At 71.0% G+C, this 19,847-nt stretch carries 16 protein-coding genes and 1 pseudogene; 12 read left to right on the top strand and 5 right to left on the bottom strand.

Going from position 1 to position 19,847, the window contains the following annotated elements:
* Positions 1-47 precede the first annotated feature (47 nt).
* On the bottom strand, positions 48-2,159 hold the full coding sequence (gene glgX / locus ABZ725_RS21875; protein WP_358804259.1) for a glycogen debranching protein GlgX: 2,112 nt from the start codon (positions 2,157-2,159) through the stop codon (positions 48-50).
* A gap of 207 nt (positions 2,160-2,366) precedes the next feature.
* On the opposite strand from glgX, the gene ABZ725_RS21870 reads away from it, so the two are divergent.
* The 4 genes from ABZ725_RS21870 to ABZ725_RS21855 all read left to right on the top strand — a co-directional run bounded on the left by ABZ725_RS21870 (position 2,367) and on the right by ABZ725_RS21855 (position 6,830).
* Positions 2,367-3,185, top strand: a complete 819-nt coding sequence (locus tag ABZ725_RS21870) for a Tat pathway signal sequence domain protein (RefSeq protein WP_358804258.1) — start codon at positions 2,367-2,369, stop codon at positions 3,183-3,185.
* A 79-nt stretch (positions 3,186-3,264) separates the two neighbouring features.
* The gene (locus ABZ725_RS21865; RefSeq protein WP_358804257.1) at positions 3,265-4,596 is read left to right on the top strand and encodes a copper amine oxidase; all 1,332 of its coding nucleotides are present in this window, start codon (positions 3,265-3,267) and stop codon (positions 4,594-4,596) included.
* Positions 4,597-4,668: 72 nt separating this feature from the next.
* Complete coding sequence (locus ABZ725_RS21860) at positions 4,669-5,937, top strand: SAV2148 family HEPN domain-containing protein (protein WP_358804530.1); 1,269 nt, start codon at positions 4,669-4,671, stop codon at positions 5,935-5,937.
* A gap of 170 nt (positions 5,938-6,107) precedes the next feature.
* Entirely contained in the window at positions 6,108-6,830 is a 723-nt protein-coding gene (locus ABZ725_RS21855; RefSeq protein ID WP_358804256.1) for a 3'-5' exonuclease, read from the top strand.
* Positions 6,831-6,929: 99 nt separating this feature from the next.
* Here ABZ725_RS21855 and ABZ725_RS21850 read toward each other — a convergent pair whose 3' ends face one another.
* Positions 6,930-7,793 (bottom strand): aminoglycoside phosphotransferase family protein, encoded by an 864-nt coding sequence (locus ABZ725_RS21850; protein ID WP_358804255.1) that lies wholly within the window; start codon positions 7,791-7,793, stop codon positions 6,930-6,932.
* A 176-nt stretch (positions 7,794-7,969) separates the two neighbouring features.
* On the opposite strand from ABZ725_RS21850, the gene ABZ725_RS21845 reads away from it, so the two are divergent.
* The 3 genes from ABZ725_RS21845 to ABZ725_RS21835 are packed head-to-tail and all read left to right on the top strand — an operon-like array spanning position 7,970 to position 11,009.
* Positions 7,970-8,905, top strand: a complete 936-nt coding sequence (locus ABZ725_RS21845) for a sugar ABC transporter permease (RefSeq protein WP_358804254.1) — start codon at positions 7,970-7,972, stop codon at positions 8,903-8,905.
* Positions 8,902-9,735, top strand: a complete 834-nt coding sequence (locus tag ABZ725_RS21840; protein WP_358804253.1) for a carbohydrate ABC transporter permease — start codon at positions 8,902-8,904, stop codon at positions 9,733-9,735. Before ABZ725_RS21845 ends, ABZ725_RS21840 begins: the two co-directional genes overlap by 4 nt.
* Positions 9,735-11,009 (top strand): sugar ABC transporter substrate-binding protein, encoded by a 1,275-nt coding sequence (locus ABZ725_RS21835; RefSeq protein WP_358804252.1) that lies wholly within the window; start codon positions 9,735-9,737, stop codon positions 11,007-11,009. The genes ABZ725_RS21840 and ABZ725_RS21835 overlap by 1 nt, the downstream gene beginning before the upstream one ends.
* Before the next feature lie 148 nt (positions 11,010-11,157).
* Here ABZ725_RS21835 and ABZ725_RS21830 read toward each other — a convergent pair whose 3' ends face one another.
* Positions 11,158-12,129, bottom strand: a complete 972-nt coding sequence (locus ABZ725_RS21830; RefSeq protein ID WP_358804251.1) for a DUF3152 domain-containing protein — start codon at positions 12,127-12,129, stop codon at positions 11,158-11,160.
* A 140-nt stretch (positions 12,130-12,269) separates the two neighbouring features.
* Here ABZ725_RS21830 and ABZ725_RS21825 point away from each other — a divergent pair, with 140 nt between their 5' ends.
* The 4 genes and pseudogenes from ABZ725_RS21825 to mgt all read left to right on the top strand — a co-directional run bounded on the left by ABZ725_RS21825 (position 12,270) and on the right by mgt (position 16,405).
* Positions 12,270-12,965 (top strand): response regulator transcription factor, encoded by a 696-nt coding sequence (locus ABZ725_RS21825; protein ID WP_358804250.1) that lies wholly within the window; start codon positions 12,270-12,272, stop codon positions 12,963-12,965.
* 47 nt (positions 12,966-13,012) lie between these two features.
* On the top strand, positions 13,013-14,461 hold the full coding sequence (locus ABZ725_RS21820; protein ID WP_358804249.1) for a HAMP domain-containing sensor histidine kinase: 1,449 nt from the start codon (positions 13,013-13,015) through the stop codon (positions 14,459-14,461).
* Positions 14,458-15,156 carry a hypothetical protein gene (locus tag ABZ725_RS21815; protein WP_358804248.1) on the top strand — a complete coding sequence of 233 codons (699 nt, stop codon included), beginning with the start codon at positions 14,458-14,460 and terminating at the stop codon, positions 15,154-15,156. Before ABZ725_RS21820 ends, ABZ725_RS21815 begins: the two co-directional genes overlap by 4 nt.
* Positions 15,157-15,165: 9 nt before the next feature.
* Positions 15,166-16,405: pseudogene (gene mgt / locus ABZ725_RS21810) on the top strand (macrolide-inactivating glycosyltransferase).
* Between the two features lie 130 nt (positions 16,406-16,535).
* Here mgt and ABZ725_RS21805 read toward each other — a convergent pair.
* Both ABZ725_RS21805 and ABZ725_RS21800 read right to left on the bottom strand, forming a co-directional pair.
* Positions 16,536-18,827: an MMPL family transporter gene (locus tag ABZ725_RS21805; protein WP_358804247.1), complete on the bottom strand. Its 2,292-nt coding sequence runs from the start codon at positions 18,825-18,827 to the stop codon at positions 16,536-16,538.
* 172 nt (positions 18,828-18,999) lie between these two features.
* On the bottom strand, positions 19,000-19,212 hold the full coding sequence (locus tag ABZ725_RS21800) for a hypothetical protein (protein ID WP_358804246.1): 213 nt from the start codon (positions 19,210-19,212) through the stop codon (positions 19,000-19,002).
* 35 nt (positions 19,213-19,247) lie between these two features.
* Here ABZ725_RS21800 and ABZ725_RS21795 point away from each other — a divergent pair, with 35 nt between their 5' ends.
* The gene (locus ABZ725_RS21795) at positions 19,248-19,796 is read left to right on the top strand and encodes a DUF1697 domain-containing protein (RefSeq protein WP_358804245.1); all 549 of its coding nucleotides are present in this window, start codon (positions 19,248-19,250) and stop codon (positions 19,794-19,796) included.
* Positions 19,797-19,847: the final 51 nt, after the last annotated feature.

The following is a 19,847-nucleotide window of genomic DNA, read 5'->3' as shown; positions in this document are numbered from 1 at the left end:
CCGCGTTTCGTGTCAAACCTGCCTGCGCCCCCTCCGTCCGCCCCCGGCTAGGTCGGCCGTTGCAGCACGGTCATGCTCCGGTCCACCAGCGTCAGCCGGGCCCCGGCCTGCACCTTCGTGCCCGCGCCCGGCGCCACCGCCGCCGGGTTCGCCGTGTCCACGACCACCTGCCACTGCCGCCCGTGGTCGACCGGGACCACGAACTCCAGGGTCTTGGCCGAGGCGTTGAACATCAGCAGGAAGGAGTCGTCGGTGATCCGCTCGCCGCGCGCGCCCGGCTCGGAGATCGCGTTGCCGTTGAGGAACACCGACAGCGCGGACGCCTGCGCCCGGTCCCAGTCCCGCTGGGCCATCTCCGTCCCCTCGGGCGTGAACCAGGCGATGTCCGACAGCTCGTCGTGGGTGCCCTCCACCGGCCGGCCGTGGAAGAAGCGGCGCCGCCGGAAGACGGGGTGCTCCTTGCGCAGCCACACCAACGCGCGCGTGAACTCCAGCAGCTCGTTGCCGTCCTCGGGCGGCCACTGAACCCAGGCCAGCTCGCTGTCCTGGCAGTACGCGTTGTTGTTGCCCTTCTGGGTGCGACCGAACTCATCCCCATGGCTGATCATGGGCACGCCCTGGGACAGCATCAGCGTGGCGACGAAGTTCCGCATCTGGCGGGCGCGCAGCGCCAGCACCTCGGGGTCGTCGCTCGCGCCCTCCACACCGCAGTTCCAGGACCGGTTGTGACTCTCGCCGTCCCGGTTGTCCTCCCCGTTGGCCTGGTTGTGCTTGTGGTCGTAGGACACCAGGTCGTGCAGGGTGAAGCCGTCGTGGCAGGTCACGAAGTTGATGGAGGCCAGCGGCCGGCGCCCGTCGTCCTGGTAGAGGTCCGAGGAGCCGGTCAGCCGGGAGGCGAACTCGCCGACCGCGCGCGGCTCGCCCCGCCACACGTCCCGCACGGTGTCGCGGTACTTGCCGTTCCACTCGGTCCACAGCGGGGGGAAGTTCCCCACCTGGTAGCCGCCCTCGCCCACGTCCCACGGCTCCGCGATCAGCTTCACCTGGGACACCACCGGATCCTGCTGCACCAGGTCGAAGAACGACGACAGCCGGTCCACCTCGTGGAACTGGCGGGCCAGGGTCGCCGCGAGATCGAAGCGGAACCCGTCGACATGCATCTCCAGGACCCAGTACCGCAACGAGTCCATGATCATCTGCAGTACGTGCGGGGACCGCATGAGCAGCGAGTTCCCGGTCCCCGTGGTGTCCATGTAGTAGCGGCGGTCGTTCGTCAGCCGGTAGTACGACCGGTTGTCGATGCCCCGGAAGGACAGCGTCGGCCCCAGGTGGTTGCCCTCGGCGGTGTGGTTGTAGACCACGTCGAGGATGACCTCGATCCCCGCCTCGTGCAGCGCCCGTACCGCCGACTTGAACTCCAGCACCTGCTGGCCGCGGTCGCCCCAGGAGGCGTAGGCGTTGTGCGGGGCGAAGAACCCGATCGTGTTGTAGCCCCAGTAGTTGCTCAGGCCCATGTCGACCAGCCGGTGGTCGTTGACGAACTGGTGCACCGGCATCAGCTCCAGGGCCGTCACCCCGAGCTCCGTCAGATGCTCGATGACCGCCGGGTGCGCCAGGGCCGCGTACGTCCCGCGCAGCTCCTCCGGCAGCCCCGGGTGGCGCATCGTCAGGCCCTTCACATGGGCCTCGTAGATCACCGTGTGGTGGTACTCGGTGCGCGGCCTGCGGTCGTCGCCCCAGTCGAAGTAGGGGTTCACCACGACCGACGTCATCGTGTGCGGCGCCGAGTCCAGGTCGTTGCGCCGTTCGGGGGCGTCGAAGTGGTAGCCGTACACCTCCTCGCCCCACCCGATCGAACCGCTGATCGCCTTCGCGTACGGGTCGAGCAGCAGCTTCGCCGAGTTGCAGCGCAGCCCGCGCGCGGGGTCGTACGGGCCGTGCATCCGGAAGCCGTAGCGCTGCCCCGGCATGATGCCCGGCACGTACGCGTGCCGGACGAACGCGTCGCTCTCGCGCAGTTCCACCGCCGTCTCCGAGCCGTCGTCGTGCAGCAGACACAGCTCTACTCGGTCCGCGGCCTCCGTGAAGACCGCGAAGTTCGTGCCGGCGCCGTCGTACGTGGCACCGAGGGGATACGCCTCTCCAGGCCAGACCTGCATGGACACGACTCTTTCAGGTGTGTCGCCCCGCCGGGGGCGCCTTGGCTTCGAGTCTCCCGGAAAGTGAGGGAACCGCCTGTGACTTACGCCCCTCTTACCCGACGACCAGTGCAGACGACGCCATGAGCCACCACGAGCCATGCGTCGGGTGCCGAATCCGTGGGGCAGACACGTACTCCCGGGCAACAGGGGGAGTAGGGGGAAGATGTGCGCACGACAGTGCGTCGCCACCTGGGCAAGGTGGTGGCGGGTACGGCCATCGCGGTGGCCGCGACGGCCATGATGGTCGGGATCACCCTGCCGGGCACGGCGGGGGCGGACGACACGGGGGGCGGCAAGGCCGGGCAGAGCGCCCAGCAGGCCGCCGGACAGCAGCAGGGGGACACGGCGGCGGTGCAGCCCGGTGTCGTCGAGGAGGCGCCCGCCGAGGGCGAGAAGGGCGTGGGCCGCGATCCCCTGACCGACGACGAGATCGCGCGCGTCGAGAAGATCGCGCTCAACCGACAGCAGTTCAACGCGAGCCAGGACGTGGACGGCGACCGCGGCCCGCAGAGTCTCGGCGTCGACCTCGCCGAGCCCGAGGCCGACGAGGTGGACGACGCCCGGGCGCCCCGGCGCGCGGAGGTGTCGTTCTACGACTACAAGACCGACACGCTGCTCACCAAGACCGTCAACCTCGACACCGGCAAGGTCGAGAGCACCGGCACCCAGCAGGGCGTCCAGCCGCCGCTCAGCTCCGCCGAGCAGAACGAGGCCGCGAGCCTGCTGATCGCCGACCCGCTGGGCGCGGACCTGAAGGCCGACTTCAAGGACGCCACCGGCAAGGCGCTCACCTCCCCGGACCAGCTGCAGCTCGCCAGCATGGTGTACCGGGCGGCGCCGGGCGCCCAGAGCGCCGTCCTCGACAAGTGCGGGGAACACCGCTGCGTCCGGCTGCTGACGAAGGTCAGGAACGGCCCCTGGATCGACACCCGGTCCCTGGTCGTCGACCTCAGCACCCGCAAGGTCGCCCGGCTCGCCGGCTGAATCGTTCGCAGGCCCGTCCCCCACGTCCGTTCTTCGAACTTGCCTCCTGTCACAGGGATGCAAAGGGAGTCATGTCGTCATGCGCGTTCCGAATCTGATCAGCGGCCGCCGTGCCCGTACGGGGGCGCTCGTCGGCCTCTCCGTGGCAGCGCTGGCCACCGGTGCGGCCGCCGGAGCCGGCCCGGCCGCCGCCCAGCCCAAGGCGGCCCCCGCGGCGGCGGCCGCCGACTGCAGCGCCGCCTACCGCATCGAACAGAAGCTCTCCACCGGCACGACCTGGCGCATGTGCTGGCGCTTCGAGTCCAAGTCGGGCCTGATCCTGGAGAAGATCTCCTACCAGCCCCCCGGCGAGGCCAAGCCGATCCGCGTCCTCAACAGCGCCAAGATCGCCCAGATCCATGTGCCGTACGACGACGGCACCAACGAGTACAACGACATCACCGACTACAACTTCGGCTCGGGTCTGGTGAACATGGCCCCCGCCGAGTGCCCCGGCGGCACCATCAGAACGGTGAAGGTCCCCGACCCGTTCAACGGCGTGAACGCGAACGTCAAGGGCCTGTGCACCACGACCCGTTCGCGCGGCCATGCCTACCGCATGCAGGCGGACTCGAACAAGGTCTTCCAGGCCCAGGGCAAGGACCTGTTGATCTACACCGTCAACAAGGTCGGCTGGTACGAGTACATCACCGAGTGGCGCTTCTCCGACGACGGCGCGATCAACATGAACGTCGGCGCCACCGGCAGCCTCTCGCCCTTCGACTACGACGCCGGCGACGGCCGCGGCTGGCCCATCGGCAAGGGCGCCAAGTCCTCCGCCACCAGCCACAGCCACAACGTGTTCTGGCGGCTCGACTTCGGCCTCGACGGCTCGTCGAACACCAAGGTCGAGCAGTACGACTCGGTGGTCAGCCCGCCCGCCGGCGGACAGCAGGGCCCGACCAACAAGACCACCCGCACCGCCGTCACCAAGGAACTCGCGGGCGACGCCGCGAACATGCGCTGGTGGCGCGTGGTCAGCGCGACCGGCAAGAACAAGGACGGCCACGCGCGCTCCTACGAGTTCGTCCCCGGCGCGACCACCAAGTACTCCGGGCGCCCCTTCACCAAGCACGACGTCTACTTCACGCAGTACAACAACTGCGAGCAGTACGCCAGCAACAACGTCCGCAGCTGCGGCGGTCCGCTGCACGGCTACTCGGTCGACAAGTGGGTGAACGGAGAGACCCTCACCCACCCCGTGGCCTGGGTGAACGTGGGCTTCCACCACATCGCCCGGGACGAGGACCAGGAGCCCATGCCGGTCCACTGGCAGGGCTTCTCCCTGGCCCCCAGGGACGTCACCGCTATGAATCCGCTCACTCCGTCCGCCCTGGCCGGACAGAACGGCGAGCCGAACGGCGGTAGTTGAGAAACGACCTGTCCATCCGGCTGCACCGCCCACCGCTCCCGGAGTACCCTTCCTTGATCGTTGGGACGGGGAGTGCTCGGGGGAGCGGAAGGCGGTGCGCGGGTGGGCTCGGGAGGGCTGGAGCTGCCCCCTGGTGACGAGGGTCACGAGGGAGGCTCCGCAGACGTCCCGCCCGGCACGGTGTCCCTGGCCCGGCCGATGGAGACGAACGCCATCGGACCGGAGCTGGACTGGGACGCCGACGCCTGGCGCGAGGTACGGACCCGCGCGCAGCGGGCCGGCCGGGCCTACATCTGGCTGAACCTCGTCGAGCAGCGGCTGCGGGCCGTGGTGGCCGCCGTGCTGCGGCCCATCTACGAACCCGTCCACGGCGACGAGTGGGTGGTCGCCGCGGCCGGGCCCGCCGGCCAGGAATGGGTGCAGCGCGCCGTCGCCGTCCGCGAAGTCAGCCGCCGCAAGGGCTACTTGCTCGACCCGGCCGACGACAACGTGATCTCCTTCCTCACCCTGCCGCAGCTGCGCGAACTGATGGTCCAGCACTGGCCGTGCTTCGAGCCCTACTTCGACGACCGCAGGGACGTCGAACTCGCCCTGGACGAGCTGGAGGTGACCCGCAACGTCGTCTCCCGCAACCGGGCCCTGTCCGAGGCCGTCCTGAACCAGGCCGAACGGGCCTCCGCGCGGCTGCTGGAGATGCTGGGCACCAGCGGCGACGTGCCCTCGGCCCGCCGGCTGCCCGTCGACGCGGTCGAGGACCTCGTCGGCGACCGGTACGCGGACGTGGTCGCCGTCCACACCGACCGGGTGCGGCTGCTGCGCCAGTTCCCCGCCGAGGACATCTTCGACGGGTCCCGCCGTATCGACGCCATCGGCATCGGCCTCAACCTGCTCGTGCAGAACTTCTCCGGCCGCCGTCTGGTCCGCCTCGCCGAGGCCGGCGCCCGCGTCCGGCTGCTCTTCCTCAACCCGGCCTCCAGCGCGGTCAAGCGCCGCGAGCGCGAACTGGGCATGAAACGGGGCGAGTTGAGTCGCGCCGTAGAGATGAACATCCTGCACATGCGCCGGGTCCGCGCCCGACTGCGCGACCCGGGCGCCTTCCAGATCCAGGTCTACGACGAGACGCCCCGCTTCACCGCCTATCTCGTCGACGGCGACGGCACCGACGGCATCGCGGTGATCCAGTCCTACCTGCGGCGGATGCGCGGCATGGAGGCCCCGGTGCTGGTGCTGCGCAACGGCAACCGGGTGGTGAAGTCGGGCGAGGTGGACGAAGGCGGACTTTTCTCGGCATACCGCGAGGAGTTCGAGCTGGCCTGGGCGGACTCGCGACCGGTGTCCTGATTCACCCCGACTCGGACAGACTTTGACGGACTCGTGCGGACGTGGGTGGCTTCCGGGGGCTTTCGGGACGTCCCCTCGCACCGGTAAGCGGAACGCGATCCTCTGATTGTCAGTGGTGCATGGCAGGGTGGAGACCACTGGGGGAAGCACCACCAAGAAGGGGGGCCGACATGGCCTGGTACCGGGAGCTGCTGATCGGCTTCGACCTGGAGACGACCGGGACGGACCCGCGCGAGGCGCGCATCGTCACGGGAGCCGTGATCGAGGTCAGGGACGGGCAGGTCCTGGGACATCGCGAATGGCTGGCCGACCCGGGCGTGGAGATCCCGGCGGACGCGGTCGCGGTGCACGGGATCAGCAACGAGCGGGCCGCCGGCGAGGGCGCCCCCGCCGACCGGGTCGCGAACGCGATCGCCGAGGTCCTCGTGGGGTACTGGCGCACGGGTGTCCCGGTCGTCGCCTACAACGCGGCCTTCGACCTCACCCTGCTCTCCGCCGAACTGCGCCGCCACCAGCTGCCCTCCCTGCGGGACCGGCTCGGCGGCCAGGATCCGGCGCCGGTGGTCGACCCGTACACCATCGACCGCTCGGTCGACCGCTACCGGCGCGGCAAGCGCAACCTCGAGGCGGTCTGCGCCGAGTACGGCGTCCCTCTCGAATCCGCCCATGACGCCTCGGCCGACGCCCTCGCCGCGGCCCGCCTGGCCGGTGCGATAGCCGCCCGCCACCCCAAGGTCGCATCCCTCGGCCCGGCGGAGCTGCACCTCCGGCAGATCGAGTGGTACGCCGAGTGGGCGGCGGACTTCCAGAGCTTCCTGCGCCGCAAGGGCGACGAGGACGCGGTGGTGGACGGCGTCTGGCCGATGCGGGAGCCGGCGCAGAAACCCGCCTGACGCCGGTGCGTCCCGTCCGGCGCCGTCGTGCGCGGCGGCGGGCCCGCTACTTCATGCGCCTGAGCCGGGCGGCGGCCCGCCACGCCCGCAGCGCCTGGATCAGAACGGATACCACCGGACCGCCTCGTCCCCGTCCCGCAGCGATGCCACCCGGCGCCGGAACTCCGCGAGCGCCTCGGGGTTCGTGGGCGCGTGCTGGGCGACCCACGCGCAGCTCGCGGTCTCGCGGGCGCCCCGCAGGACCGGGCAGCCCGCCCACTCCCGCACGTCCCAGCCGTACGCCGAGGTGAAGGCGTCGTAGTCCGCGGCGGGCAGACCGTACCGGTCGCGGGAGAGCGCCATGACGACCAGGTCGTGCTCGCGCAGATCGGCGGAGACGGTCTCCAGGTCGACCAGGACCGGGCCCTCGGGGCCGATGTGCACATTGCGGGGGAGCGCGTCGCCGTGGATCGGGCCGGGCGGCAACTGCGGGGTGAGCGCGGCGGCGGCCGTGGCGAAGCCGTCGCGGCGCGCCCGCAGATACGCCGCGTCCGCCGGGTCGATCGCGTCGCCCGCGAGCCGCAGCCAGCGTTCGACCCCCGACAGCAGGTCGCGCGGGGGCAGCCCGAAGGCAGGGGCGGGCAGTGCGTGCACCAGGCGCAGGAGTTCGGCCAGATCCCGCGGTCCGGCAGCCCGTACGGGGTCGGGCAGCCGCTGCCACAGGGTCACCGGGTGTCCCTCGGCCAGCAGTGGCTTCGGCTCGGCCGCCCGCACCGCCGGGACGCCCGCCTCGGCCAGCCAGACCGCGATGTCCAGCTCGCGCCGGGCCCGGTCGAGGAGTTCGGCGTCGCGTCCCACCTTCACCACCAGGTCACCGGCGGCGAACACCGCGTTCTCGCCCAGGGCGAGGAGCCGCGCGTCCGCCGCCGGGCCGGGCAGTACCCCCGCCGCGGCCAGTACGTCCCGGGCCCGTGCCTCGTCCATCGTCCGCCTCCGTGTCGCTTGCCGCCCGGCCTCACCGGACGGCGTCGGGATCCGGCCATCCGACGGCCAGTGTCGCATTCGCACAGATCGGACCGCGCGCGTGGTGTCTTGACGGCGTACAGCACCTTCACGACCATGGCGAGGCCCGTCGAAGCCGCGGGAAGGGGGCCGCACACGTGTCGCTTGCGACCGAGAAGAGACGGACCGTGCGCCGGGCGTCCGCCGCCGGACCGCCACGCCGAGCCTCCGGCCACGGCGCCTGGTTCCTCGTCCTGCCCGCCCTCATCCCCATTCTGGGCCTGAGCGTCGGCCCGCTGCTCTACGGGATCCTGCTGGCGTTCACCGACGCACAGTCGGGCCGGACCACCTCCACCCAGTGGATCGGCGCCCTGAACTTCTCCGACCTGCTGCACGACACCCTGTTCTGGGAGTCGTTCCGCATCGGCCTGGTCTGGGCGGTCGCGGTGACGGCCCTGCAGTTCGTGCTGGCTCTCGGCCTCGCCCTGCTCCTGAACGAGGAGTTACGCCTGCGCTGGCTGGCCCGCGCCCTCGCGATCGTCCCCTGGGCGATGCCCGAGGTCGTCGTCGGCGTCATGTGGCGGCTCGTCTACAACCCGGACGCCGGCATCCTCAACGAGACCCTGCGCGACCTGGGCCTGGGCCACGGGCGGGACTGGCTCAGCGGCCTGACGACCGCCCTGCCCGCGGTGATCGTCGTCGGCGTGTGGGCGGGCATGCCGCAGACCACGGTCACCCTGCTCGCCGGTCTGCAGAACACCCCTCGCGAACTGCACGAGGCGGCCGCGGTGGACGGCGCGGGCGCCTGGCGTCGCTTCCGCACGGTCACCTGGCCGGCCGTGCGGCCCATCGCCCTCGCGATCACAGCGCTCAACTTCATCTGGAACTTCAACAGTTTCGCCCTGGTCTACGTGCTGACCAGCGGCGGACCCGGCGGCCGCACCCGGCTGCCCATGCTCTTCGCCTACGAAGAGGCCTTCCGCTACGGCCAGTTCGGGTACGCGGCGGCGATGGGCTGTGTGATGGTCGCGGTGATCTCGGTGTTCCTGGCCCTCTTCCTGGTGGGCCGGATCAAGGGAGGCGACGACCGTTGAGGACCCGCCCCGCGGCCCGCGCCGGTCAGTACACGGCCCTGCTCGCCTACCTCGTCTTCCTCGCCTTCCCCCTCGTCTGGCTGATCTCCGTCGCGTTCAAGCCCGCCCGCGAGCTGGGCAGTCTGCACCCCACCTGGATCCCGAAGGACCCCACCCTCGCCAACTTCCGCCGCGCCTTCGACGAACAGCCCCTGCTGCACGCCGCGTTCAACTCCCTCCTCGCCGCGCTGGGCGCCGCCGTGATCGCCGTGTGCCTGGCCACGCCGATGGCGTACGTCATGGCCCGGCAGCGCACCCGGCTCGCGCGGGCCGCCTCCGGCTGGGTGGTGGTCAGCCAGGCGTTCCCGTTCGTGCTGGTGATCATCCCGCTGTTCCTGGTGCTGAAGAACCTGCGGCTGATCGACTCCGTGCCGGGGCTGGTCATGGTGTACGTCGTGTGGGCGCTGCCGTTCGCGCTGTGGATGCTCGTCGGATACGTCCGCGCCGTCCCCGTCGAACTGGAGGAGGCGGCGGCGATCGACGGGGCCGGACGGCTGCGGACCCTGGTGTCGGTGACGGCGCCGCTGCTCGCGCCGGGGATCGTGGCGACGGCGCTGTTCGCGTTCATCACCGCGTGGAACGAGTTCTTCTTCGCGCTCGTGTTACTGAAAACGCCTGAGAAACAGACGCTGCCGGTCGTCCTGACCCACTTCATCGGGGCGGAAGGGGTCGCAGACCTGGGCCCGCTGGCCGCCGCCGCGTTCCTCGCCACCCTGCCTTCGCTGGTCGTCTTCGCCCTCATCCAGCGACGGATCACGGGTGGCATGCTCACCGGGGCGGTGAAGAGCTGATGCGGACCAGACTGCTGATCGCCGTGGTCCTGCTGCTCCTCGCGGGCTGCTCCTCCGGCGGCGGAGGCGACGACGGCCCCGTCACCCTCCGCTTCCAGTCCCTGGCCTGGCAGGAGGAGTCCGTCACGGCCAACAAGGAACTGGTCGAGGAGTGGAACGCCGCCCACTCCGACGTCAAGGTCGAGTATGTACAGGGGAGTTGGGACAGCGTCCACGACCAGCTTCTCACCTCCTTCGAGGGCGGCGAGGCCCCCGACGTCATCCACGACGCCTCCGACGACCTCGCCGACTTCGCCTACGGCGGCTACCTCGCCGATCTGACCGACCTTCTGCCCGCTCGCCTCAAGTCCGACATCCCGCAGCGCAGTTGGGAGACGACGACCTTCGGCGACGGCGTCTACGGCGTGCCCTTCCTGCAGGAGCCGCGCGTCCTCGTCGCCAACGCGACCTGGCTGCGGGAGTCCGGCGTCCGTATCCCGACCCCCGAACACCCCTGGAGCTGGCCGGAGTTCCGGCAGATCACCGAACAGCTCAGCGGCGACGGCCGATACGGTGTGGCCTGGCCGCTGAAGGACCCCGTCTCCGCCACCCTCAACCTGTCCCTGTCGGCGGGCGGGCAGCTGTTCCACCGGGACGCGGACGGCAAGGTCACCATCCGCTTCGAGGCCGGCGACGAGGTCGTACCGCGCACCGTCCACGAGCAGGTCGGCAGCGACCGCAGCGCCTCGCCCACGACGCTGGGCAGCGGCGGCTCGGACACCCTGCCGGGCTTCTTCGGCGGCCGGTATGCGATGGTCCCGCTCGGCTTCTCCTACCGCCAGCAGATCGTGCAGCAGGCGCCGAAGGGCTTCGACTGGCAGGTGCTGCCCGCCCCGGCGGGCGCCGACGGACTCGCCCAGGGAGTCAGCCCGCAGACGCTCTCCGTCGCCCAGGACAGCCCGCACCGCAAGGAGGCCGTCGAGTTCATCGACTTCCTGCTCCGGCCGAAGAACATGGTGCGCCTCGCGCTGGGCGACTGGATGCTGCCGACCGGCGCCCAGGCCCTCGCCGACCCCGCGCTGCACACCACGAAGGACGACTGGGCGACCGGCACGGCCCTCGCCGCCCATCTGAGCCCGGCGCCCGCCCAGTCCGTCCGGGGCTACCCCGAGTGGAAGGACAAGGTCGCGACCCCCGCGTTCCAGGAGTACTACAGCGGGGCGATCGGCCTCGGCGAACTGCGCGAACGGCTGGAGAAGGACGGCAACCTGGTGCTGGCGCGCTACCAGCGATGAACGGGCGGTCCAGGCCGGGTCGGTCCAGGTCGAGGCGGTCCAGGTCGGGGCGAAGGCCGCCACGGCGAACGGCCGCTTCAGGAACGCGAGTTCAGGAGGGCGAGTTCAGCGAGGCAGATTCGGGAAGGGCCGGTTCGGGGAGGCCGGTTCAGGGCACTGCGGGGCCGGTGATGAGCTGCCCCCGGTCGTCGTAGGGCCAGACGTTGGGGACGCAGCCCTTCATGCCCTTGATCTGCTGCATCATCGCGGGGGCGGGCTTGCCCGCACCGGGGCAGGTGACATGGTTGTGGCCGAGGAAGTGGCCGACCTCGTGGTTGATGATCAGCGCGCGATAGGCCACGACGTCCTTGGCGTAGACGGGCGTGGCCAGCAGCCAGCGCTCGAGGTTGACCATGACGTTCTGGTTCACGCTGCAGTTGTACTCGCCTCCGGTGTTCAGCCCCCCTTGGAGACAGATCTTGTCCACGGTGCCGGGGGTCGCGACCCGGACGACGAAGTCGACGGCGCCGCTGGAGACCCGCTGGAACGCCGAGTTGCCGTCCGCCGTCCAGCCGCGCGGGTCGGCCAGGATGACCTCCACCTGCCGGGCGACGTCCGCGGTGGACAGGTCGAGGCCGTCCTCGACGTCGACCCGGTAGCGCAGCGGCGTGCCCTTGCCCACGCTCGCGCTCGAGCCGTCCGCGACGGTGAACGTGCCCGGCCCGGTGGCCGGGATGTCGGCCTCGGTGGTGCCGCCCGACGGACTGCCGGACGAGCCGGCGGTGCCTCCGCCGGCGGCGGAACTGCCGGCGGAGGCACCGCCGGACCTGCCGGCCGACGGACTCGTGGACGGGCTCGCGGACCGGCCGGCCGGGGACTTGGACTGCGGGCTCTGCGTCGGCCGGGTGGGGCCGGGGCTCGACGCCGAGGACTTCGTGGGCTCGGCCCCGGCATCGGCGGTGCCCTTGCCCGTGCCCGGTAACGTCCAGCCCACGGCTGCGAAACCGGTGACGCCCAGGACGGTCAGTGCGGCGATCCCGGCCCACAGCGCTCCCTTCCGGCCGCGCTTGGCGGAGGACGCGTGCGACGGGCCACTCCGACGGCGACGGTTGTGGGAAGGAGTTGCTTTGTGCGCGGTCATGGTTGTTTAGATTGTGATTGCTATGTGATCGGATCAGGCCCAAGTGATAACGAATAGATAACGACCTGGCTGATGCGGTTTCATGTGATCATCCGGTAACAGAGCCCCGGCCGGGTCAAGGGCGTACGGATACTGGGCGCATGCCACGAGTTCTGCTGATCGAGGACGACCGCGCCGTCCGGGACGGCGTCGCCCTCGCGCTGCGCCGTCAGGGCCACGAGGTCGCCGCCGCCGAGACCGGAGAGGACGGCCTGGACCGGCTGCGCTCCTTCAGGCCGGACGTCGTGGTGCTGGACCTGATGCTCCCCGGCATGACCGGCCTGGACGTGTGCCACAGGATCCGCGATCTGGACCAGACACTGCCCATCGTCATCGCGACCGCGCGGGGCGATGACGAGGACATCGTTGTCGGTCTCGAGGCGGGCGCCGACGACTACGTGGTCAAGCCCGTACAGGCCCGGGTGCTCCAGGCCCGCATCCGCGCCGTCCTGCGCCGGGCGGCCGGCCCGCCCGCCGACGGCGGCGGCATACCGAAGATCGACACGTACGGGGACCTGACCGTCGACCGGGCCGGGCTCTCGGTCACCTGGCAGGGGGACCCCGTCGCCCTCGCCCCGTCCGAACTGCGGCTGCTGCTGACCCTGTCCGCCTCGCCCGGCCAGGTGTTCAGCCGGCAGCAACTCCTGGAAGCGGTCTGGCAGCACAGCTACCACGGCGACGCGCGTCTGGTGGACGCCTGCGTCAAACGGCTGCGCGCCAAGCTCGGCGAGCCCCCGCGCGAGCCCCGCCACATCCAGACCGTCCGCGGCTTCGGCTACCGGTTCGCGGCCCGGTGAGAACCCTGCGAAACCGTTTCCGAGCACCCCAACCACGCGGTCTGCGCATGCGGTTGGTGGTGGCGTTCGCGCTGGTCGCCGCGGTGACCGCCGCCACCACCGGCGCGCTCACCTTCCGGGAGGCGCGCACCGGAGTGCTCCAGCAGAGCCAGGACGCCGTGATCGAACTGCTGCGCACTCAGGTGACCCGGCTCGCCCCCGAGCTGGCCTTCCCGCCCGACCGGGCCGAACTGGGGCGGTTCGCGGCGGAGGTGGCCGGGGCCGAGCCGTCGGGCGCCTGGCGGGTGCTGGCCGCCTACCGCGGACAGGAGGCCACCTCCGAGCCCGGCGACCCGTTCGAGGAGCTGACGCCCGCCCTGCGCAGGGCCGTCGACGCCAAGTCCGCCACCGTCTTCCAGCGGGTGAACCGCGCCGACCACACCGCCCTCGTCGTCGGCATGTCGGTCGCCTTCACCTCCGCCACGTCGCCCAACTGGCCCCTCTCCGGCCTCCAGGTGTTCCTGACGGTCCCGCAGACCACCGAACAGGCCTACGTCGACGCCCTGGTCACCGCCGTGCAGCGGGCCGCCGTCCCCGCCCTGGTCCTCGCCGTGCTGCTCGCGCTGCTCGCCGCCCGCGGGGTGCTGCGGCCCGTACGCGCGCTGCGCCACGCCACCCGCAGCATCGCCGAGGGCCGACTGGACACCCGGCTCGCCGTCAACGGCTCCGACGAACTCGCCGAGCTGTCGCACACGTTCAACGAGACCGCCGCCGCCCTGGAGGAAACGGTTGCCGAACTGCGCGGCATGGAGGCCCGGGCCCGTCGCTTCGCCGCGGACGTCTCGCACGAGCTGCGCACTCCGCTGGCCGCCATGTCGGCCGTCACCGACGTCCTCGACGAGGACGCCGCCGGCCTCGACCCCGACACCGCCACCGCGGTCCGGCTGATCAGCGAGGAGACCGTGAAACTCGCCCGACTCGTGGACGACCTGATGGAGATCTCCCGCTTCGACGCGGGCGCCGCCGTGCTGCACCTGGACGAGATCGACCTCGCCGAATCCCTCCGGCGCACCCTCGCCTCCCGCGGCTGGACCGACACGGTGGACGCCCGGCTGCCGCAGCCGGACGCGCTGCGCGGCCGCGTCGACCCACGCCGCCTCGACGTCGTCGTCGCCAACCTGGTCGGCAACGCCCTGCGGCACGGCGCCCGCCCCGTGCGACTGCGTCTGTACGAGGACGATCGGCCCGGCGCCGAGCGATGGGCGGTCATCGAGGTGCTGGACGCCGGGCCCGGCATCCCCGACAGCGTGCTGCCCCATGTCTTCGAGCGTTTCTACAAGTCGGACGCCGCCCGGTCCCGGACCGAGGGCAGCGGCCTGGGGCTGGCGATCACCGAGGAGAACGTCCGGATGCACGGCGGCGCCGTCCGGGCGGCGAACCGGCCGGAGGGCGGGGCCGTCTTCACCGTCGAACTCCCTCTGCGGCGGGACGAGTCGGGGCAGGAGGCACGACCGTGAAGGTCGCCCGCCGAGCCTCACGCCGCGCCTCGCGCCGCGTCCTGCGCCCAGCCTTGCCCCGCGCCCTGCGCCCTGCCTTGCCCCGAGCCCTGCGCCGATCCCTGCGCCGAGCCGTGCTGCTGTGCGTTCCGGCCCTGTGCACGCTGGTCTCCTGCGGCATTCCCACGACCGGCGTGGTGGAGGCGGGCGGACCCGCGCACGGGATCGCGCCGACGCTACGGATCTACTTCGTCCACGACGGCGCCCTGATCGCCGTCCCCCGCACCACCGACGCGGTGGTCGACGTCCGGCCGGCCGTGCTGAGCCTCCTCGTGGGACCGACGGAAGCGGAGCGGGCGGCAGGGCTGACCACACTGCTGCCCCCGATGAAACTCGCCCCGACACCTGTCCCGACCCGTGACCCGAGCACTCCTTTCGACGCCGTTGGGTCCGAGGAGTCGGCCGCCGAGGCCAAGGCCGAGGCTGCGCAGTCGCTGACCGTGGCCGTGTCGGTGAACGCGCAGAACGGCGACGTCTCGATCCGACTTCCTTATGACAGCAGGGAGTTGGACGATCTCGCGATGGCGCAGCTGATCTGCACCGCCGTCGAGGCGCGGCGCACGCTCGACGCCGGAGCCGAGACGGTGACCGTGACGGTGACGGACGCGCGCGGCCGGAGCGTCGAGGGGTCCGACGAGCGCTGTCCCGGCAGCTGACTCACGTTATTGAAGTTGCACGAGACGTTTCGTCTCGCCTACCGTCGAAGTCATGACAGGTCACCCCGCCCACATCGCCATGTTCTCCATCGCCGCCCACGGCCACGTGAACCCGAGCCTCGAGGTGATCCGCGAGCTCGTCGCGCGCGGGCACCGGGTGACGTACGCGATCCCGCCCGTCTTCGCCGAGAAGGTCGCCGGCACCGGCGCCGAGGTGAAGCCGTGGCGCTCGACGCTGCCCGCGCCCGACGACGACCCCAGCGCCTGGGGGAGCACCCTCCTGGACAACGTGGAACCCTTCCTGGCCGACGCCGTCCAGGCGCTGCCCCAGCTGATCGAGGCCTATGACGGGGACGAGCCGGACCTGGTGCTGCACGACATCACCTCCTACCCGGCCCGCGTCCTCGCCCACCGCTGGGGCGTCCCCGTGATCTCCCTCTCGCCCAACCTCGTCGCCTGGGAGGGCTACGAGGAGGAGGTCGCCGAACCGCTGTGGGCCGAGCCGCGGAAGACGGAACGCGGAAAGGCTTACTACGCCCGTTTCCGTTTCTGGCTGGAGGAGAACGGGATCACCGAACACCCCGATCCCTTCGCCGGCCGTCCCGCCCGTTCCCTCGTGCTGATCCCCAGGGCACTCCAGCCGCACGCCGACCGGGTCGACGAAAGCGTTTACACGTTCGTCGGCGCCTGCCAGGGCGACCGCTCCGCCGAGGGCGAGTGGACGCGGCCCGCCGACGCGGAGAAGGTCGTGCTCGTCTCCCTGGGCTCCACCTTCACCGACCGGCCGGACTTCTACCGGGAGTGCGTGAAGGCCTTCGGCGAGCTGCCCGGCTGGCACCTCGTGCTGCAGATCGGCCGGCACGTCGACGCGGCCGTGCTGGGCGCCGTACCCGACAACGTCGAAGTACGGTCCTGGGTACCGCAGTTGACGATCCTGAGGCAGGCCGACCTGTTCGTCACACACGCCGGCGCGGGCGGCAGTCAGGAGGGGCTGGCCACGGCCACACCGATGATCGCCGTACCGCAGGCCGTGGACCAGTTCGGCAACGCGGACGTGCTGGAGGGGCTCGGCGTGGCCCGCCGCGTCCCCACCTCGGAGGCGACCGCCGAGGCCCTGCGGAAGGCCGCCCTCGCCCTCGTCGACGACCCGGAGGTCGCCCGTCGGCTCAAGAGCATCCAGGCCGACATGGCGGACGAGGGCGGCACCCGCCGGGCCGCGGACCTGATCGAGGCCGAACTCCCCGATTGACCCGCGAACGAGGATGCGCCAAGGGCCCGTTGACTCCCCCGGGAGGTCAACGGGCCCTTGGGTCAGGCGGGTTGTGGAAGCACTGAGGGCTCAGAGGTTCAAAGATTTGTGGGCATGTGGCGTGGAGGCGTCAGACCGTCAGCCGCTCGCCGTCGTCGTCCCGCGTCGTCGCCGTCGTCGACGTCGCGATCGCCTCCGACGACTCGTCGTGCGTGAGGTCGGGCAGCCAGTGCAGCCACTTCGGCAGATACCAGTTGCGCTCGCCGAGCAGCGCCATCACGGCCGGGAGCAGCACACCCCGGATGATCGTCGCGTCGATCAGGACCGCGGCGGCCAGGCCCACGCCCATCTGCTTCATGGACTGCATGGACAGCGTTCCGAAGATCGCGAACACGGCGACCATGATGACGGCGGCGCTGGTGACCACACCCGCCGTGGTGACCACACCGTGCTTGATGGCCTCGTTCGTGCTGCGGCCCCGCAGCCGCGCCTCGCGGATCCGCGAGACGACGAACACGTGATAGTCCATCGACAGGCCGAACAGGATCACGAAGAGGAACAGCGGCAGCCAGGTGATGATCGCGCCGACGCCCTCCGCGCCCACCAGCGACGCCCCCCAGCCGTGCTGGAAGACGGCGACGAGGATGCCGTAGGCCGCGCCCACCGACAGCAGGTTGAGCACGATCGAGGTGATCGCGATCGTCAGCGAGCGGAACGACAGCAGCATCAGCAGGAAGGCGAAGACCACGACGAACGCGAAGACCGGGGCGACGGCTCCGGCCAGCTGGTCGTTGAAGTCCTTCGAACCGGCCACCTGTCCGGTGATCGGCGCCTGGAGGCCGTCGACCTTGCCGAGCGTGGCCGGCCGCACCTCGTCGCGCAGCTTGTCCAGGCTCGCACCCGCCTTGTCCAGGTCGGAGCCGCCGACCAGCGGGACGTACACGTAGGCGATGTTCTGCGCGTCGTGCAGCTTGATCTCGACCGGGCCGCGGGAGGCGCCCGAACTGACCGCCTGCTCCTTGAACGCCTGGAGCGCGGACTTCACCTCGGCGGCGTTGATGTCGTCCGCCTTGACGATCACCTCGGCCGGCTCGGAGCCGCCCGGGAAGGCGTCGTTGACCCGGTTGTAGGTCTGCACGATCGGCAGCGAGTCGCCGAACTCCTGGTCCAGGGTGAGGTTCTGGGTCTTCATGCCCACCGCCGGTGCGGCGATGGCGAGCAGCGCTCCGGCCGCCACGACCAGCGAGATCGCGGGCCTGGCGAGGACGACCTTCAGGACGGCGGTCCAGAACCGGCTGCCCTCGTCGGTCGACCGGCCGCCACCGTTTCCCTTGCCGTTCCTACGCCGCTTGTCCGGGTGCAGGAACGGGATCCGCCCCTTCTCCACCCGATGGCCGAGCAGCGACAGCAACGCCGGGAGAACGGTTACCGAGCCGATCATGGCGACCGCGACCACCATCAGCGAGGCCAGGCCCATCGCCTCGAACGTGGCGAGCCCGGTGAACAGCATGCCCGCCATGGCCACGCACACGGTGACACCGGAGACGATCACGGCACGGCCGCTGGTCGCGGCGGCGATCCGGAGAGCGGTTTCCGGGTCCCGTCCCGCAGCCCGCTCCTCGCGCTCACGGCGCAGGTAGAACAGGCAGTAGTCGACGCCCACGGCCAGACCGACCAGCAGCATCACGGAGCTCGCGGTGTCGTCCATCGGCTGGAAGTGGCTGACGATGCTCATCAGACCGATCGTGGCGACGATCGCGGTGATCGCGAGCGCCACCGGCACCAACGCCGCCACCAGCGCGCCGAAGGCGATCAGCAGAATGCCCAGCGCCACCGGCACCGCGGAGTACTCGGCCTGCTGGAAGTCGTCGCCGAACGCGTCGTCGAACGTCTTCATCATGCTGGCGCCGCCGATCTCCTCGATCCGCAGCGAGGAGTGTTCCTTCTGGACGCCTTCGACGGCCTTGAGCACCGGCTCGACCCGCTCGCCCGCGGTGTCGGAGTCGCCCCGCATGTCGAACTGGACGAGCGCGCTGCGGCCGTCCTTCGAGATCGTGTCCGTGTCGTACGGCGAGGTCACGTCGGTGACCTCGCCGGTCTTGCCGACGGCCGTGACGACCGCGGTGACGGCGGCCCGGAACTCCGCGTCGGTGGCCTTGACGGAGCCGTCCTTCGACTGGACGAGGACGGTCTCACCGGCCGGCTCGTCGATGCCGGCGTCCTCGACGATCCGGGCGGCCGTGTGGGTCTCGCCCCCGAGCTGGTCGCTCTCCTTGACCTCGACCGTGCCCGCCGCCGAGCCGATCCCCATGGCCAGGACCACGAACAGCAGCCAGATGCCCACGGCGGCCCATCGGTGCCGGACGCTCCAGCCGCCGGCCCGCGCGGCGATGCCCCGCACCCGTATGTCTGCGTTCCCCATGACCGGCCTGCCCCCTTGTATGCGGTGACAGCCCCCTGCCGCCACCTTTCGATTCGAAGGTATGGGTTGGATAAAGCCTTCTCGTCGTGCTGTCCGGTGACGTGCGGCGCCCTCGACTCCTCCCGTCGGACCCCGTCGTCTCACCGCTGGGGAGGACAGCGGCCCCTTACATCTATCCCGAGCTCTCGGGGACGGCGATCAGGGTGACGCCGACGACGATGCAGCTGACGAGGCAGACGATGCGGCGGACGACGAGGTCGACGATGCCGCGGACGACGAGGTCGAGGATGCGGCGGACGACGAGGTCGACGCCGGCACCGACCCGAAGCTGATCGCCCGGAGTTTCGGCCGCCCGACCCACCCGGCGGGCGGCCGCCGCGCCCATCCCCGCGGGGCACGACGGCCGCTTAGGGTGTGCGGATGACGACGACGTACGCGGCACTGCTGCGCGGCATCAACGTGGGCGGCAGCAGGAAGGTCCCGATGGCCGAGCTGCGCACCTTGCTGGAGGGGCTCGACCTCGGCGACGTGCGCACCTACCTCCAGAGCGGCCAGGCCGTCTTCTCCTCCGCCCGCGGCGACGAGGAAACACTCGCCGCCGAGCTCACGGCGGCGATCGAGAAACGCTTCGGCTTCGTCGTCGACGTGATCGTGCGGGATCACGCTTTTCTGAAAGCGGTTGCCGAAGCCTGTCCGTACCCGGCCGCCGAGCTGGAGGCCAAGCAACTCCACGTCACCTACTTCTCCGATCCCGTCGACGAGGAGCGCTACGCCGGGATCGACCGCGCCGCCTTCCTCCCCGAGGAGTTCCGCCTCGGTGACCGCGTCCTGTACCTCTACGCCCCCGACGGCCTCGGCCGTTCCAAGCTCGCCGAGCAACTGTCCAGGCCCCGCGTGCACAAGGGCCTCATCGCCACGACCCGGAACTGGAACACCGTCGTCAAGCTGGTGGAGCTGACGGCCCCCTGAGCACGGCGTCGGCCGGTGGGCGGGCGAGGGGGAAGGGAGAGGGTGAGGGCG

The organism is Streptomyces sp. NPDC006872 (genome assembly GCF_040635845.1).
Classification (GTDB): Bacteria; Actinomycetota; Actinomycetes; order Streptomycetales; family Streptomycetaceae; genus Streptomyces.
The sequence above is the reverse complement of the archived record's forward strand: the minus strand, read 5'-3'. Positions and strand labels throughout refer to the sequence as shown.

Excerpts from the sequence above, each read along its gene's own strand:
- glgX (WP_358804259.1), bottom strand. The coding sequence starts at position 2,159 with ATGCAGGTCTGGCCTGGAGAGGCGTATCCCCTCGGTGCCACGTACGAC.
- ABZ725_RS21865 (WP_358804257.1), top strand. The coding sequence starts at position 3,265 with ATGCGCGTTCCGAATCTGATCAGCGGCCGCCGTGCCCGTACGGGGGCG.
- ABZ725_RS21855 (WP_358804256.1), top strand. The coding sequence starts at position 6,108 with ATGGCCTGGTACCGGGAGCTGCTGATCGGCTTCGACCTGGAGACGACC.
- ABZ725_RS21850 (WP_358804255.1), bottom strand. The coding sequence starts at position 7,793 with ATGGACGAGGCACGGGCCCGGGACGTACTGGCCGCGGCGGGGGTACTG.
- ABZ725_RS21835 (WP_358804252.1), top strand. The coding sequence starts at position 9,735 with ATGCGGACCAGACTGCTGATCGCCGTGGTCCTGCTGCTCCTCGCGGGC.
- ABZ725_RS21830 (WP_358804251.1), bottom strand. The coding sequence starts at position 12,129 with ATGACCGCGCACAAAGCAACTCCTTCCCACAACCGTCGCCGTCGGAGT.
- ABZ725_RS21825 (WP_358804250.1), top strand. The coding sequence starts at position 12,270 with ATGCCACGAGTTCTGCTGATCGAGGACGACCGCGCCGTCCGGGACGGC.
- ABZ725_RS21820 (WP_358804249.1), top strand. The coding sequence starts at position 13,013 with ATGCGGTTGGTGGTGGCGTTCGCGCTGGTCGCCGCGGTGACCGCCGCC.
- ABZ725_RS21805 (WP_358804247.1), bottom strand. The coding sequence starts at position 18,827 with ATGGGGAACGCAGACATACGGGTGCGGGGCATCGCCGCGCGGGCCGGC.
- ABZ725_RS21800 (WP_358804246.1), bottom strand. The coding sequence starts at position 19,212 with ATGGGCGCGGCGGCCGCCCGCCGGGTGGGTCGGGCGGCCGAAACTCCG.
- ABZ725_RS21795 (WP_358804245.1), top strand. The coding sequence starts at position 19,248 with ATGACGACGACGTACGCGGCACTGCTGCGCGGCATCAACGTGGGCGGC.